The following is a 15,052-nucleotide window of genomic DNA, read 5'->3' as shown; positions in this document are numbered from 1 at the left end:
GGTGATAACAAAAAGGTGGGGCCTGGCACGGGTCTCAAGATTCACACAGCCCCTTGTGGGAGCGAGCTTGCTCGCGAAAGCGGACTGACATTCAACACTGATGTCGACTGATGTACCGCAATCGCGAGCAAGCTCGCTCCCACAGGGTGTATCGGTGTTCTCAAGCTCCAGGTCAGCCCACCATTCAGCGACGTTCGATTGGCACGAACTTGCGCTGTTCGACGCCTACATACTCGGCGCTTGGACGGATGATGCGGTTGTTGGCGCGCTGTTCGAACACGTGCGCCGCCCAGCCGGTCAGGCGCGAGCAGACGAAGATCGGGGTGAACAGCTTGGTCGGGATGCCCATGAAGTGGTACGCCGAGGCATGGTAGAAGTCGGCGTTGGGGAACAGTTTCTTCTGCTCCCACATGGTCTTGTCGATGGCTTCGGAAACGGGGAACAACACCTTGTCGCCCACTTCGTCGGCGAGTTTTTTCGACCAGCCCTTGATCACCTCGTTGCGCGGATCGCTGTCCTTATAGATCGCGTGGCCGAAGCCCATGATCTTGTCCTTGCGCTCGAGCATGCCGAGGGTGCCTTTGATCGCCTCTTCCGGCGACGAGAAGCGCTCGATCATTTCCATCGCCGCTTCGTTGGCGCCGCCGTGCAGCGGGCCGCGCAGCGAGCCGATGGCTGCCGTGATGCACGAGTACAGATCGGACAGGGTCGAAGCACACACCCGAGCGGTGAAGGTCGAGGCGTTGAATTCGTGCTCGGCGTAGAGGATCAGCGACACGTTCATCACTTTGACGTGCAGTTCGCTCGGTTTCTTGTCGTGCAGCAGGTGCAGGAAGTGGCCGCCGATGGACGGCTCGTCCGTCACGCAATTGATGCGTTTGCCGTCGTGGCTGAAGCGATACCAGTAGCACATGATCGACGGGAACGCGGCCAGCAGGCGGTCGGTCTTGTCGCGTTGCTCGGAGAAGTCTTTCTCCGGCTCGATGTTGCCCAGGAACGAGCAACCGGTACGCATCACGTCCATCGGGTGGGCGTCGGCGGGGATGCGTTCCAGCACTTCTTTCAGCGCTTGCGGCAGGTCGCGCAGCTTGCTCAGTTTGCCTTGATAGTCGGCGAGTTGTGCCTGGGTCGGCAGCTCTCCGTAGAGCAGCAGGTACGCTACTTCTTCAAATTGTGCGTCTGCCGCCAGTTCGCGCACGTCATAGCCGCGATAGGTCAGCCCGGCACCGGCCTGGCCCACGGTGGACAGTGCGGTTTGCCCGGCAACCTGGCCCCGGAGCCCGGCGCCACTGAGTACTTTTGCTTCAGCCATTGTTGTCTCCAATCTTGAATTTATTAGGGAGTACGGTTGCGGCTTACTTCTTCGCCGCAAACAACGCGTCGAGCTTCTGCTCGAAGGTGTGGTAATCGATGCGATCGTAGAGCTCCATGCGAGTCTGCATGGTGTCGATGACATTCTGCTGAGTGCCGTCGCGGCGGATCGCGGTGTAGACGTTTTCCGCAGCCTTGTTCATCGCGCGGAACGCCGACAGCGGGTACAGCACCAGCGACACATCTGCTCCCGCAAGCTGCTCGGTGGTGTACAGCGGCGTCGAGCCGAATTCGGTGATGTTGGCCAGGATCGGCGCTTTCACACGGCTGGCGAACAGCTTGTACATCTCCAGTTCAGTGATGGCTTCCGGGAAGATCATGTCGGCACCGGCCTCGATGCACGCGGCAGCGCGATCCAGTGCCGATTCCAGACCTTCAACGGCCAACGCGTCGGTGCGGGCCATGATCACGAAGCTGTCGTCGGTGCGGGCATCGACGGCGGCCTTGATGCGGTCGACCATTTCCTGCTGGGTCACGATCTCTTTATTGGGGCGGTGGCCGCAGCGCTTGGCGCCGACCTGGTCTTCGATGTGAATCGCCGCCGCGCCGAACTTGATCATCGACTTCACGGTGCGGGCCACGTTGAACGCCGAGGCGCCGAAACCGGTGTCCACGTCTACCAGCAGCGGCAGGTCGCAGACATCGGTGATGCGGCGCACGTCGGTCAGTACGTCATCCAGGCCGGTGATGCCCAGGTCCGGTACGCCGAGGGAGCCGGCAGCCACCCCGCCACCCGACAGGTAAATCGCCTTGAAACCGGCGCGCTTGGCCAGCAGCGCGTGGTTGGCGTTGATCGCCCCGACCACTTGCAGCGGATGTTCGCTGGCGACCGCATCGCGGAAACGCTGGCCTGGGGTGCTCTTGTTGGAACTCATGACTCACCTCGTTCAGTGGCTGTCTTATTGTCGGCGCCGTCCTGGTAGTGACGGGCGATGTTGCGTTTCGAGGCGCCGATGTGACGGCGCATCAACAATTCCGCGAGCTCGCCGTCACGGTCGGCGATGGCATCGAGAATCCGGTGGTGTTCGGCAAAGGCCTGGCGCGGGCGGTTGGGCGTGGTGGAAAACTGGATGCGGTACATGCGCACCAGCTGGTAGAGCTCGCCGCAGAGCATTTGCGTGAGGGTGCGGTTGCCGCTGCCCTGGATGATCCGGTAGTGGAAGTCGAAGTCGCCTTCCTGCTGGTAGTAACCGACGCCGGCCTGAAACGCCGCGTCGCGCTCATGGGTTTCCAGCACCCGGCGCAGTTCGTCGATTTCTTCGACGCTCATGCGTTCGGCCGCCAGACGGCAGGCCATGCCTTCGAGGGATTCGCGGATTTCGTAGAGTTCGAGCAATTCGGCATGGCTGAGCGACACCACCCGCGCACCGACGTGCGGTACGCGCACCAGCAGACGCTGGCCTTCCAGACGATGGATCGCTTCGCGCAGCGGCCCACGGCTGATGCCATAGGTGCGCGCCAGTTCCGGCTCGGAGATCTTGCTGCCCGGAGCGATCTCACCTTTGACGATGGCCGCCTGAATGCGCCGGAAGACGTTTTCCGAGAGCGTCTCGGAGTCGTCGCCATTGATCACCGGGGGATCGAGTTGATCCAGCATATTGTCGACACCTTCAAATCCAATGCGGCAAAAACTAGCGAATCAACCCGCATCAGTCAAAGGATAAATCGAGATTGTCGACAATCGTCTAACAAGCCTTCAAATCAACCCCAAGGGTTATAGACCGGTCCCGGCGCTGGCGCCATAAAACCACCGTGCTAGAATGCCGCCCGCATTTGCGAGTCATTTGCACGGCTTGTCATAAAAAGCTGATAGGCACACGAAGGCGCATGGGCAGACAGGATTTCCTGATGCCATGGCCCTGAACCGAGAAACGGAACGCTGCTCGCCAGGATTTATGAGACTCAAGCCCTTCCCCACATTCTTTGCATTGTTTTGCCTGCCCGGCCTTGCTGCGGCGGGGGAAAAGACCGTGTACGGCCTCAACGAATACGCTGCCCTCGACGGGATCAACCTGGAAGTGGCGGCGAAACTCGACACCGGGGCGAAAACCGCCTCCCTGAGCGCCCGCGACATTAAACGCTTCAAGCGCAACGGCGAGTCCTGGGTACGTTTCTACCTGGCCATCGACGCCGCGCATTCGCACCCGATCGAACGGCCGCTGGCCCGGGTCAGCAAGATCAAGCGCCGCGCCGGCGACTACGACCCGGAAGAAGGCAAGAAGTACACCGCCCGCCCGGTGATCGAGCTGGACATCTGCATGGGTTCGGCAATGCGCAGCATCGAAGTGAACCTGACCGACCGTAGTGCGTTCCAATACCCGCTTTTGATTGGCTCCGAGGCGCTGAAACGCTTCGATGCGCTGGTCGATCCCAGTCTTAAATACGCTGCCGGCAAACCCGCCTGCACCATCGCCGCTCATACCGCCGAGTAATTTCCATGCGTTCTCTAACCTTCCACCTGAAAGTCTTGATCACCATCCTGGTGTTGCTGGGCGTTTCGGTTACGGCCTATCAGATTTTCGTGCTCGGCATTCCGGTGACCGAAGACGCCACCGACGACTTGTGGAACATCGACGCCAAGGTCGAGTTCGTCGCCAGCACCAAGGATCCGGTGAAGATCCAGATGTTCGTGCCGCCCCTTAGCCGCGATTACGTCAGCCTCAATGAAAGCTTTATCTCCAACAATTACGGCGTGGCGGTCAACCGGGTCGACGGCAACCGCAAGGTCACGTGGTCGGCACGCCGGGCCAAGGGCAACCAGACCCTTTATTACCGTCTGGTGCTGACCAAGCGTTACACCGCTGAAAAAACCAAGATCAAGGGCCCGACGTTCCGCGACAGCATGGCCATCGAAGGCCCGGAAAAGATCGCCGCCGAAGCCCTGCTCGCCCCGATCCGTCAACACTCGGCCGACGTCGAGACCTTCATTGGCGAAGCGATCAAACGCGTCAACAACGTCAACGACGACAACGTGAAACTGCTGCTGGCCGGCGATCCGTCGACGCCGCACAAAGCCAAAATCGTCGAACTGCTGCTGTCCATCGCCCACGTGCCGGTGGAAAAAGTCCACACCATCCGCCTCGTCGCCGATCAACCGCAAACCCCTGAACTGTGGCTGCGCAGCTTCAACGGCACCGACTGGCTGTACTTCAACCCGGAAACCGGCGAGCAAGGCCTGCCGACTGACCGGCTGCTGTGGTGGAGCGGTGATGAAAACCTGATCACCGTCGACGGCGGCAAGAAAGCCAACGTGACCTTCAGCCTGAACAACAGCGAGATGAACGCGATTCGTCTGGCCAAGCTGACCGACGAAAACACCGACGCCAACTTCCTTGAATACTCGCTGTACGGCCTGCCGCTGCAAACCCAGCAGACCTTCATGATCATGGTGATGATCCCGATCGGCGTGCTGGTGATCCTGATCCTGCGCAACCTGATCGGCCTGCAGACCCTCGGCACGTTCACGCCGGTGCTGATCGCCCTGGCCTTCCGCGAGACGCAGTTGGGCTTCGGCATCCTGCTGTTTACCGTGATCACCGCGCTTGGTTTGTCACTGCGTTCGTATCTGGAACATTTGAAGCTGCAAATGCTGCCGCGCCTGTCGGTGGTGCTGACCTTCGTGGTGGTGCTGATTGCGGCGATCAGCCTGTTCAGTCACAAGCTCGGACTCGAGCGCGGTCTGTCGGTAGCGCTGTTCCCGATGGTGATTCTGACCATGACCATCGAGCGCCTGTCGATCACCTGGGAAGAACGCGGCGCCAGCCATGCCATGAAAGTGGCGATCGGCACGCTTTTCGCGGCGTCCCTGGCGCACCTGATCATGACTGTTCCGGAACTGGTGTACTTCGTATTCACCTTCCCGGCGATCCTGCTGATTCTGGTGGGCTTCATGCTGGCCATGGGTCGCTACCGCGGTTATCGCCTGACCGAGCTGGTGCGTTTCAAGGCATTCCTGAAGAAGGCTGACGGCTGATGTTCGGTTTCTGGAAGACCTGGAAGGCCCTGGAAGCCCGGGGCATCATGGGCATCAATCGGCGTAACGCCGACTACGTGCTCAAGTACAACAAGCGCAGCCTGTACCCGATCGTCGATGACAAGATCATCACCAAGGAACGCGCAATCAAGGCCGGCATTCACGTGCCGGAACTGTATGGCGTGATTTCCACGGAGAAGGAAATCGACAAGCTCGGCGAGATCATCGGCGGGCGCAACGACTTCGTGATCAAGCCGGCCCAGGGTGCCGGCGGTGACGGCATCATCGTGGTCGCCGACCGTTTCGAGGGCCGCTATCGCACGGTGTCGGGCAAGATCATTGCCCATGAAGAGCTGGAGCATCATATCTCCAGCATCCTCACCGGTCTGTATTCGCTGGGCGGCCATCGCGATCGGGCGCTGATCGAATATCGGGTGACCCCGGACCAGATCTTCAAAAGCATCAGCTACGAAGGCGTGCCGGACATCCGCATCATCGTGCTGATGGGTTACCCGGTGATGGCGATGCTGCGCCTGCCGACCCGTCAATCCGGCGGCAAGGCCAACCTGCACCAGGGCGCCATCGGCGTCGGCGTCGACCTGGCTACCGGCCTGACCCTGCGCGGTACGTGGCTGAACAACATCATCACCAAACACCCGGACACCACCAACGCGGTGGACAGCGTGCAACTGCCCTACTGGGACGGTTTCATGAAGCTCGCGGCCGGTTGCTATGAGCTGTGTGGCCTGGGTTACATCGGCGTGGACATGGTGCTGGATCAGGAAAAAGGCCCGCTGATTCTGGAGCTGAATGCGCGGCCGGGGCTGAACATTCAGATTGCCAATGATTGCGGCCTGACGTTACGCACCCATGCGGTGGAAGCGCATCTGGAAGAGCTCAAGGCGCGCGGGGTGACGGAGTCGGTTGAAGAGCGCGTGGCGTTTGCTCAGGAGTTGTTTGGGCATGTTCCGGCGGTCGAAGGCTGACATCGTTCATGATCGTTCCCACGCTCCGCGTGGTAACGCCACCATGGACGCTCCGCGTCCATGGTGACGCGGAGCGTCACGGGATGCATTCCCACGCAGAGCGTGGGAACGATCAAGCGATCGAGCGCGATACCTGCCGCCAATCTGCCAATCCACGACATCCCCTCTAGGAGCCATTCCCGGAGGGGACTACAATCCCCTCCCCGCCTCGATGGCCGATCTGCCCCGCCCATGTTGACCTGTTCCGTACACCCGCTGCCCTACCGCGCCAACCCCGCCGACTATTTCGCGGCCGTCCGCCACGCGCCCGGCGCCGTGCTGCTCGACAGTGGCCGGCCGAGTGCCGACCGTGGCCGTTATGACCTGCTCAGTGCCTGGCCGCTGGAACAGCTGGCGGTTTTGCCGGACGAGCGCGGCGACCATTTCCTGCAACGTCTGCGGGACAATCTGACCCGATTGGGCGAAGCGCAATTGCCCGACGGGTACGAATTGCCCTTCGCTGGCGGCCTGATCGGTTACCTGAGCTACGACTTCGGTCGGCATCTGGAAAACCTGCCGAGCCAGGCCCGGGATGACCTGCAACTGCCCGATGCACGTTTTGGTCTGTACGACTGGGCCTTGATCAGCGATCACCAATCGGCCACCAGCCAATTGGTGTTTCACCCCTCTGTCAGCGCCAGCGAGAAACAGCGGCTGATCGATGTATTCAGCCAACCGGCAAGCACCGCTCTGACCCCGTTCAAGCTCAACAACCCGATGGCAGCCGATCTTTCGGCCGATGAATACCGTCAGGCATTCGAGCGCATCCAGCATTACATCCAGGCCGGCGACTGCTATCAGGTCAACTTCGCTCAACGTTTCCGCGCACCGTGCCAGGGCGATCCATGGCTGGCCTACTGCAAATTGCGCGAAGCCTGCCCGACACCGTTTTCAGGATTTCAGAGCCTGCCCGACGGCAATGCGGTGTTGAGCCTGTCGCCCGAGCGCTTCGTTAAAGTCAGCCAGCGTCAGGTGGAAACCCGCCCGATCAAGGGCACCCGCCCCCGTGGCGCGACCCCGGCCGAAGACGCGGCGAACGCTGCCGAACTGCTGGCCAGCCCGAAGGATCGCGCGGAAAACCTGATGATCGTCGACCTGCTGCGCAACGACCTGGGCCGCACTTGCCGCATCGGCTCGGTGCGGGTGCCGGAGTTGTTCAGCCTGGAAAGTTATCCGAACGTGCATCACCTGGTCAGCAGCGTGACCGGTGAGCTGGCGGAAGATCGCGACGCTCTTGACCTGATCGCCGGCAGCTTCCCCGGCGGCTCGATCACCGGCGCACCGAAGATCCGTGCGATGCAGATCATCGACGAACTGGAGCCGACCCGACGCGGTTTGTATTGCGGTTCGTTGCTGTACCTGGACGTGCGCGGCGAGATGGACAGCTCCATCGCCATTCGCAGTCTGCTGGTAAAGGATGGACAGGTGTGCTGCTGGGGCGGCGGCGGGATCGTCGCCGATTCGGACTGGCAGGCGGAGTATCAGGAGTCGATCACCAAGGTCAGAGTGCTGCTCGAAACCCTGCAGAACCTCTGACCAGGACGCTTGATCGTTCCCGTGTCGCGGCGACTGCGGTGATCGTTCCCACGCTCCGCGTGGGAATGCAGCCCGGGACGCTCTGCGTCCCAAAGCGGACGCAGAGCGTCCATTGAGGCATTCCCACGCAGAGCGTGGGAACGATCATGTGGTTGCTACAAAGTCAGGTCGCGGTTCGAAGCCTTGAGGAATTCCTGCTTCAACTCGGCAAACGTATGCACCGCCGGAAACTGCGGAAACTCGCGAATCACGTTATCCGGCGCATGGAACAGAATCCCCGCATCCGCTTCGCCCAGCATGCTGGTGTCGTTATAGGAATCCCCCGCCGCAATTACACGGTAATACAGGCTCTTGAAGGCCAGAACCGACTGACGCTTCGGATCTTTCTGACGCAACTGGTAGCTCGTCACCCGCCCGGTGTCATCGGTAATCAGTCGGTGACAGAGCAAGGTCGGAAAGCCCAGCTGACGCATCAGCGGCTGGGAAAACTCATAGAAGGTGTCCGACAGAATCACCACCTGAAACCGCTCGCGCAGCCAGTTGACGAACTCCGCAGCGCCGTCCAGTGGCTTGAGGGTGGCGATCACTTCCTGAATGTCCGAAAGTTTCAGGCCATGCTCGTCGAGGATGCGCAGGCGCTGCTTCATCAGCACGTCGTAGTCGGGAATGTCCCGGGTGGTGGCCTTGAGCGATTCGATTCCGGTTTTTTCGGCGAAGGCGATCCAGATTTCCGGCACCAGCACCCCTTCAAGATCAAGACAGGCGATTTCCACAAGACACTCCCGTTTGTAATGTTTATTGAGTCGAGCGAGCCCGAACTCTAGCGGCTCGACCTGGAGCGCGCAACGCAGAGGCTACCCCGGCGGACGTTGCTTTTTGTTACCATCGCCGCCATATAGAGCGCCCAGCGCCACCGACCTGTAGGAAGCCGCCCTGATGAGCCCAACGTTCGACGTCGTGGAACTCGCCACGACCTATGCCAACAAATCCGCGCAGGACATCCTCAAACTCGCGTTCGCCGAGTTCGGCGATGACCTGTGGATATCTTTCAGCGGCGCCGAGGATGTGGTGCTGGTGGACATGGCCTGGAAGCTGAACAAGAACGTCAAAGTGTTCAGTCTCGACACCGGCCGCCTGCATCCGGAGACCTACCGCTTCATCGATCAGGTGCGCGAGCACTACAAGATCGACATCGAACTGATCTCGCCGGACTACACGAAACTTGAACCGTTCGTGAAGGAAAAAGGCCTGTTCAGTTTCTACAAGGACGGCCATGGCGAATGCTGCGGGATCCGCAAGATCGAGCCGCTGCGCCGCAAACTGTCCGGCGTCAAAGCCTGGGCCACCGGCCAGCGCCGCGACCAGAGCCCCGGGACCCGCAGCGCTGTTGCGGTGATGGAAATCGATACAGCGTTCTCCACCCCGGAGCGCACCTTGTACAAATTCAACCCGCTTGCACAGATGACCAGTGAGGAAATCTGGGGCTACATCCGCATGCTGGAGCTGCCGTACAACAGTCTGCATGAGCGCGGTTTCATCAGCATCGGCTGCGAACCGTGCACCCGCCCTGTCCTGCCGAACCAGCACGAGCGAGAGGGTCGCTGGTGGTGGGAAGAAGCGACCCAGAAGGAATGCGGGTTGCATGCCGGGAATATCATCAGCAAGGGGTAAATCCCCAGCCCCGATGATGCGACTGTGGGAGCCAATCAGCTCCCACAGTGTTCTCTACCCGCCTTGAAAAATGTGTACACACGAATGTCACCATCGGTGCCATTTATGTGTGCACTTTTCGTTTCTGCGCCCTGAAAAGTTACATCAAGCTCCAGAAGCACTCCCTCCAGACGCTCGCAAAAATTCCTTTCGAAAAATAAATACCTGTTCGAACGGTCAATTTATATCGCCCGTATTTCAACGACTTGGCGCTCTTCAATAACTTTTCGAAATCAGCGGTCTTTTTCATAGATCGCGGACTGGCACAGATCTGGCTTTAGTGCATACATGTTTTGTATACAAAACCGCAAAACATGAACCCACACTTTCGATCCGCAAGCCTGAAGCGCCCTATCCCGTACAGGCTGCAGATGCCCCGTAACCAGTGATGTTCCAGCGCTGCGACGAAGATCTGCCGAGCCCGAGCGCTCATGCACAGTCATCGCCGCCTGAACATCAGGAGCCTGCCGGAATGCGTACGAGTCTCTCCAACAACAACATCGCGCTGAATCTGCCCGCCTCTTCCACCCTCGACCACAGCGCGCCCGGTGACGGCATCACCGAACCGCTGCAACTGAGCCCGCGTCTGCACAACAGTGACCTCGCACCGACCAGGGTCGAAGGACGGCGCTGGGGCAAATACAGCATCTTCGCCCTGTGGACCAACGATGTGCACAACATCGCCAACTACTCGTTTGCCATCGGTCTGTACGCCCTGGGGCTGGGCGGCTGGCAGATTCTGCTGTCGCTGGGGATCGGCGCGGCGCTGGTGTACTTCTTCATGAACCTGTCCGGTTACATGGGGCAGAAAACCGGCGTGCCGTTTCCGGTGATCAGCCGGATCAGTTTCGGCATTCACGGGGCGCAGATTCCTGCATTGATCCGGGCGGTGATCGCCATCGCCTGGTTCGGGATCCAGACGTACCTGGCGTCGGTGGTATTTCGCGTGTTGCTCACGGCGATCCATCCCGGATTCGCCGATTACGACCACAACTCGATCCTCGGCCTGTCGAGCCTGGGGTGGGTGTGTTTCGTGGCGATCTGGTTCGTGCAATTGGCGATCCTCGCCTACGGCATGGAAATGGTCCGCCGCTACGAAGCCTTCGCCGGGCCGGTGATTCTGCTGACCGTCGCCTGCCTCGCCGCGTGGATGTACACCCAGGCCAACGCGACCATCGCCTGGTCAATCCGCGAGCCACTGACCGGCGGCGAGATGTGGCGCAACATTTTTGCCGGCGGTGCCTTGTGGCTGGCGATCTACGGCACGCTGATCCTCAACTTTTGCGACTTCGCTCGTTCCTCGCCGTGCCGCAAAACGATCAAGGTCGGAAACTTCTGGGGTCTGCCGGTAAATATTCTGGTGTTCGCCGGGATCACCGTCCTGCTGTGCGGTGCGCAATTTCAGATCAACGGACGGATCATCGAAAGCCCGACCGAGATCATCGCTTCGATCCCCAATACGTTCTTTCTGGTGCTCGGCTGTCTGGCCTTTCTGATCGTCACCGTGGCGGTGAACATCATGGCCAACTTCGTCGCCCCGGCCTTCGTGCTCAGCAACCTGGCGCCGAAGTATCTGACTTTCCGTCGCGCCGGGCTGATCAGCGCAACGATTGCCGTGCTGATTCTGCCGTGGAATCTCTACAACAGCCCGCTGGTGATCGTGTATTTCCTGTCCGGCCTCGGCGCCCTGCTCGGCCCACTGTACGGCGTGATCATGGTCGACTACTGGCTGATCCGCAAAGGCCGGATCCATGTGCCGCAGCTGTACAGCGAAAGCCCGAACGGGGCGTATTACTACAGCCGCGGGGTCAATCTGCGGGCGGTCGCGGCATTCATTCCGGCCGCGCTCATCGCCATCGTCCTGGCACTGGTGCCGGGCTTCCATAACGTTTCACCCTTCTCCTGGCTGATCGGCGCCGGCATTGCCGGGATGCTCTACCTGATCATCGCCAAACGCCAGCCGCACTACGCCGATGTGGATGGTGAAGCCATTGCCGTCGACAACGTCAGCCACTGAATCTTTTGGCGGCTCTTCACAGGGCCGCAGAACCAACCGTAATAAGGACTTCCCATGCGAATTCTCGTGGTCAACGTCAACACCACCGAATCCATCACCCAGGCCATCGCCCGTTCGGCGCAGACTGTCGCCTCGCCCGGCACCGAGATTGTCGGCCTGACCCCGCATTTCGGCGCCGATTCAGTCGAGGGCAATTTCGAAAGTTATCTGGCCGCCATCGCCGTGATGGACCGGGTGATGTCCTACGACCAGCCGTTCGACGCCGTGATTCAGGCCGGCTACGGCGAACACGGTCGCGAAGGTTTGCAGGAACTGCTCAACGTACCCGTGGTGGACATCACCGATGCGGCGGCGAGCACTGCGATGTTTCTGGGCCATGCGTATTCGGTGGTCACCACACTGGATCGCACAGTGCCGCTGATCGAGGATCGGCTGAAACTGTCCGGCCTGTGGGACCGCTGCGCCTCGGTGCGCGCCAGTGGCCTGGCGGTTCTGGAGCTGGAGCACGAGCCGCAACGGGCGTTGGAAGCGATCGTGCATCAGGCGGAACTGGCGGTCACTCAGGATAAGGCCGAAGTGATCTGCCTCGGCTGCGGCGGCATGGCCGGACTTGATGAGAAGATTCGTCAGCGCACCGGAGTACCGGTGGTGGATGGCGTCACTGCGGCCGTGACCATCGCCGAATCGCTGGTGCGACTGGGGCTGTCGACATCCAAGGTGCGCACGTATGCGACGCCGCGTCCAAAAACCATCATCGGTTGGCCAGCTCGTTTTGCGCGTTGAACCGTTCGGCAAGGCCCAGGGTTGAAAACTGCTCGATGACAAAATCGACGAACGCACGAGTCTTGCCCGGCAACAGTTTGTGTTCAGCGTAATAGATGGAGATGTTGCCATCGTCGACGTACCAGTCCGGCAGGACGCGCTGCAAAGTCCCCGCCTCAAGGTAGCCGACGGCGAACGGCATGCTCACCAGCGCGATCCCCAACCCCTGCGCCGCCGTGGCGCAGGCGGCTTCGGAATCGCTCATGGTCATTCGGGCCTTGAGGGTCAGCGGGCTGTGTGGTCGGGTGCGATGCGTCAGCTGCCAGGAGCGTACACGCCCGGTTTGCGGTGAGCGGATCAGGATGCCGTCGTGCAACTTAAGGTCGTCCGGCTCGTTGATCGGTGCGTACCGATCCAGATAATCGGCGCAAGCCACCAATACCCGATGCGCCGGCGTCAGCCTGCGCGCCACCACGCCTTGGGGCAATTCGAAACCACCACCAATCGCCGCATCGAAACCCTGGCCGATCAAATCGACCTGACGGTTATCGAAGTGCCAGTCCGGGTTGATCGCCGGAAACCTTTTCAGGAACTCTCCCAACAACGGCACGATGTACAAGCGGCCGAACACCGTGCCCATGCTGACTTTCAGTGTGCCCGCCGGTTGCCCGCCAGCGCTGGCCAGATTGTTTACCGCATTCTGGATGGTGGTCAGGCTGCCGCTGACCTCACTCAGAAACAATTGCCCCGCTTCCGTCAGAGTCAACCGACGGGTGCTACGCTGGAACAGCCTCACGCCGAGGCGCACTTCCAGTTTCGCCACGCTTTTGCCCACGGCGGCCGGTGTCAGGCTCAGGCGTCGTGCGGCTTCGGCAAAGCTGCCGACTTCGGCGCTGCGCACGAAGCATTCGATACTGCTGAAGGTTTCCATGGCCACCACTCTAAACTTTTGGTTTACACAGACTATAGCAACCACGGTCTACTCGCCTGGGGGCGAGAGGCAGATACTCGACACCACACCAAGGCAGCCCGCCTTGAAACTTCTGGAGATCGAACATGACCACTCAACACCTCAGCGGTAAAGTCGCTCTGATTCAAGGCGGCTCTCGCGGCATCGGTGCCGCCATTGTCAAACGTCTGGCCGCTGAAGGCGCCGCGGTTGCCTTTACCTACGTCAGCTCGGCCGCCAAGGCTGAAGAACTGCAAAACAGCATCACTGCCACCGGCGGCAAAGCCCTGGCGATCAAGGCTGACAGCGCCGACGCCGACGCCATCCGCAACGCGGTGAACGCCACTGTCGAAACCTTTGGCCGCCTCGACATTCTGGTCAACAACGCCGGTGTGCTGGCCGTCGCGCCGCTGGAAGACTTCAAACTGGAAGACTTCGACCAGACCCTGGCAATCAACGTACGCAGCGTGTTCATCGCCAGCCAGGAAGCCGCCAAACACATGGGCGAAGGCTCGCGCATCATCAACATCGGCAGCACCAACGCCGACCGCATGCCCTTCGCCGGTGGCGGCGTGTATGCGATGAGCAAGTCCGCCCTGGTCGGCCTGACCAAAGGCCTGGCCCGCGACCTCGGTCCACGCGGTATCACCATCAACAACGTGCAACCCGGCCCGGTCGATACCGACATGAACCCGGCTCACGGCGATTTTGCCGACAGTCTGATACCGTTGATGGCAGTGGGTCGCTACGGCAAGGCCGAAGAGATCGCCAGCTTCGTTGCGTACCTGGCAAGCCCGGAGGCCGGCTACATCACCGGTGCCAGCCTGACCATCGACGGTGGTTTCGGCGCCTGATTGATCAGATAGTCGATAACGAAAAACGCCGCCCCTCCTTTGACAGAGGGGCGGCGTTTTTTTGTCTGCGGTTTGATCAGGCCCAGTCAAGCGCCGGCAATCCGCATGCACTCGGCGTGAACGCTTTCAACGTACGAAGAATCCCGTCGGCGTGTGCGTATTTTTCATCGGCCATGGCGGCATCGGGAATGGCGATGGCGGTCATGCCGGCTGCTTTCGCGGCTGTCACGCCGAACGGTGAATCTTCGAACACCAGGCAATCTTGCGGCGCAACACCCAGGCGCCGAGCGGCGGTGAGGAAGATGTCCGGCGCCGGCTTGGCCGCGCCGACTTCCGGATCGTCAGCGGTAACAATGAAGTCGAACAACGCGAACCAGTCGCGGTGCAAGGTGGTTTTCTGACCGAACGACTGGCGCGATGAACTGGTGCCGACCGCAATCGGAATGTTGTGCGCCTTGAAGTGGCGGATCAGTTCCTCGGCGCCCGGCATCGCCTGCGCGGTGGGAAAGCGCTCGCGCATCAGTGGCTCGCGGATCACCAGAAACTCTTCGGCGGTGATCGGCAGATCCAGCGCCTCGACCACATAACGGGCCAGATCACCGGCGCCACGCCCGATGATGTTCTGCTTGATGCTCCAGTCGAACGTGCGCCCGTAACGCTCGGCAATCAGCGAGGTGACCTCGGTGTAGATGCCTTCGGTGTCCAGCAGCAAACCGTCCATATCGAAAATCACGGCCTTGATCGGGCCGAACGCCTTCAGCGGTGCATTCATCATCGGATCCGTTATCAAAGACATCCCGGGCGGCGTGGGGAGCGCCGCTGCTCGGATCTGATTAAAGGGTTCAGCAGCATAAC

The 15,052-nt window shown here is 60.6% G+C and carries 14 protein-coding genes; 8 read left to right on the top strand and 6 right to left on the bottom strand.

Annotation, left to right across the window (positions count from 1 at the left end; all coding sequences use genetic code 11):
• Positions 1 to 184: 184 nt before the first annotated feature.
• From prpC to I5961_RS09245, 3 genes are read right to left on the bottom strand one after another with little or no spacing between them, the layout of a single operon-like run.
• Entirely contained in the window at positions 185 to 1,312 is a 1,128-nt protein-coding gene (gene prpC / locus I5961_RS09255) for a 2-methylcitrate synthase (protein ID WP_227235012.1), read from the bottom strand.
• Positions 1,313 to 1,355: 43 nt separating this feature from the next.
• Complete coding sequence (prpB, locus tag I5961_RS09250) at positions 1,356 to 2,246, bottom strand: methylisocitrate lyase (RefSeq protein WP_007951973.1); 891 nt, start codon at positions 2,244 to 2,246, stop codon at positions 1,356 to 1,358.
• A complete protein-coding gene (locus I5961_RS09245) occupies positions 2,243 to 2,965 on the bottom strand; it encodes a GntR family transcriptional regulator (RefSeq protein WP_173892848.1) in 723 nt (240 codons plus the stop codon). Before I5961_RS09245 ends, prpB begins: the two co-directional genes overlap by 4 nt.
• 301 nt (positions 2,966 to 3,266) lie before the next feature.
• On the opposite strand from I5961_RS09245, the gene I5961_RS09240 reads away from it, so the two are divergent.
• The 4 genes from I5961_RS09240 to pabB all read left to right on the top strand — a co-directional run bounded on the left by I5961_RS09240 (position 3,267) and on the right by pabB (position 7,905).
• A complete protein-coding gene (locus I5961_RS09240) occupies positions 3,267 to 3,803 on the top strand; it encodes an ATP-dependent zinc protease (RefSeq protein WP_085690221.1) in 537 nt (178 codons plus the stop codon).
• A gap of 5 nt (positions 3,804 to 3,808) precedes the next feature.
• Positions 3,809 to 5,344, top strand: a complete 1,536-nt coding sequence (locus I5961_RS09235; RefSeq protein WP_085700254.1) for an inactive transglutaminase family protein — start codon at positions 3,809 to 3,811, stop codon at positions 5,342 to 5,344.
• Positions 5,344 to 6,330, top strand: coding sequence for an alpha-L-glutamate ligase-like protein (locus tag I5961_RS09230; RefSeq protein ID WP_085700255.1), 987 nt, complete (start codon positions 5,344 to 5,346; stop codon positions 6,328 to 6,330). The genes I5961_RS09235 and I5961_RS09230 overlap by 1 nt, the downstream gene beginning before the upstream one ends.
• A 231-nt stretch (positions 6,331 to 6,561) precedes the next feature.
• Positions 6,562 to 7,905, top strand: a complete 1,344-nt coding sequence (pabB, locus tag I5961_RS09225; RefSeq protein ID WP_085700256.1) for an aminodeoxychorismate synthase component I — start codon at positions 6,562 to 6,564, stop codon at positions 7,903 to 7,905.
• A 155-nt stretch (positions 7,906 to 8,060) separates the two neighbouring features.
• On the opposite strand, the gene thrH is transcribed toward pabB, so the two are convergent.
• Positions 8,061 to 8,678, bottom strand: a complete 618-nt coding sequence (gene thrH / locus I5961_RS09220; RefSeq protein ID WP_085700257.1) for a bifunctional phosphoserine phosphatase/homoserine phosphotransferase ThrH — start codon at positions 8,676 to 8,678, stop codon at positions 8,061 to 8,063.
• A 163-nt stretch (positions 8,679 to 8,841) separates the two neighbouring features.
• On the opposite strand from thrH, the gene I5961_RS09215 reads away from it, so the two are divergent.
• The 3 genes from I5961_RS09215 to I5961_RS09205 all read left to right on the top strand — a co-directional run bounded on the left by I5961_RS09215 (position 8,842) and on the right by I5961_RS09205 (position 12,415).
• Positions 8,842 to 9,576, top strand: coding sequence for a phosphoadenylyl-sulfate reductase (locus I5961_RS09215; RefSeq protein ID WP_085700258.1), 735 nt, complete (start codon positions 8,842 to 8,844; stop codon positions 9,574 to 9,576).
• A gap of 511 nt (positions 9,577 to 10,087) precedes the next feature.
• Positions 10,088 to 11,632, top strand: coding sequence for an NCS1 family nucleobase:cation symporter-1 (locus tag I5961_RS09210; protein WP_085703554.1), 1,545 nt, complete (start codon positions 10,088 to 10,090; stop codon positions 11,630 to 11,632).
• Between the two features lie 54 nt (positions 11,633 to 11,686).
• Complete coding sequence (locus I5961_RS09205) at positions 11,687 to 12,415, top strand: aspartate/glutamate racemase family protein (RefSeq protein ID WP_227235010.1); 729 nt, start codon at positions 11,687 to 11,689, stop codon at positions 12,413 to 12,415.
• On the opposite strand, the gene I5961_RS09200 is transcribed toward I5961_RS09205, so the two are convergent.
• Positions 12,384 to 13,325, bottom strand: coding sequence for a LysR family transcriptional regulator (locus I5961_RS09200; RefSeq protein WP_085700260.1), 942 nt, complete (start codon positions 13,323 to 13,325; stop codon positions 12,384 to 12,386). The two genes, I5961_RS09205 and I5961_RS09200, sit on opposite strands and share 32 nt — an antisense overlap.
• A 125-nt stretch (positions 13,326 to 13,450) precedes the next feature.
• On the opposite strand from I5961_RS09200, the gene I5961_RS09195 reads away from it, so the two are divergent.
• The gene (locus I5961_RS09195; protein ID WP_085700261.1) at positions 13,451 to 14,197 is read left to right on the top strand and encodes a 3-oxoacyl-ACP reductase family protein; all 747 of its coding nucleotides are present in this window, start codon (positions 13,451 to 13,453) and stop codon (positions 14,195 to 14,197) included.
• A 76-nt stretch (positions 14,198 to 14,273) separates the two neighbouring features.
• Here the strand turns inward: I5961_RS09195 and I5961_RS09190 are convergent, their stop codons facing one another.
• Entirely contained in the window at positions 14,274 to 14,969 is a 696-nt protein-coding gene (locus tag I5961_RS09190; RefSeq protein WP_227235008.1) for an HAD-IA family hydrolase, read from the bottom strand.
• Positions 14,970 to 15,052 lie beyond the last annotated feature (83 nt).

The organism is Pseudomonas sp. IAC-BECa141, from assembly GCF_020544405.1.
Classification (GTDB): Bacteria; Pseudomonadota; Gammaproteobacteria; order Pseudomonadales; family Pseudomonadaceae; genus Aquipseudomonas.
The sequence above is the reverse complement of the archived record's forward strand: the minus strand, read 5'-3'. Positions and strand labels throughout refer to the sequence as shown.

Coding starts and splice junctions, on each gene's coding strand:
- prpC (WP_227235012.1), bottom strand. CDS start 1,312: ATGGCTGAAGCAAAAGTACTCAGTGGCGCCGGGCTCCGGGGCCAGGTT.
- prpB (WP_007951973.1), bottom strand. CDS start 2,246: ATGAGTTCCAACAAGAGCACCCCAGGCCAGCGTTTCCGCGATGCGGTC.
- I5961_RS09240 (WP_085690221.1), top strand. CDS start 3,267: ATGAGACTCAAGCCCTTCCCCACATTCTTTGCATTGTTTTGCCTGCCC.
- I5961_RS09235 (WP_085700254.1), top strand. CDS start 3,809: ATGCGTTCTCTAACCTTCCACCTGAAAGTCTTGATCACCATCCTGGTG.
- I5961_RS09230 (WP_085700255.1), top strand. CDS start 5,344: ATGTTCGGTTTCTGGAAGACCTGGAAGGCCCTGGAAGCCCGGGGCATC.
- pabB (WP_085700256.1), top strand. CDS start 6,562: ATGTTGACCTGTTCCGTACACCCGCTGCCCTACCGCGCCAACCCCGCC.
- I5961_RS09215 (WP_085700258.1), top strand. CDS start 8,842: ATGAGCCCAACGTTCGACGTCGTGGAACTCGCCACGACCTATGCCAAC.
- I5961_RS09210 (WP_085703554.1), top strand. CDS start 10,088: ATGCGTACGAGTCTCTCCAACAACAACATCGCGCTGAATCTGCCCGCC.
- I5961_RS09205 (WP_227235010.1), top strand. CDS start 11,687: ATGCGAATTCTCGTGGTCAACGTCAACACCACCGAATCCATCACCCAG.
- I5961_RS09200 (WP_085700260.1), bottom strand. CDS start 13,325: ATGGAAACCTTCAGCAGTATCGAATGCTTCGTGCGCAGCGCCGAAGTC.
- I5961_RS09195 (WP_085700261.1), top strand. CDS start 13,451: ATGACCACTCAACACCTCAGCGGTAAAGTCGCTCTGATTCAAGGCGGC.
- I5961_RS09190 (WP_227235008.1), bottom strand. CDS start 14,969: ATGAATGCACCGCTGAAGGCGTTCGGCCCGATCAAGGCCGTGATTTTC.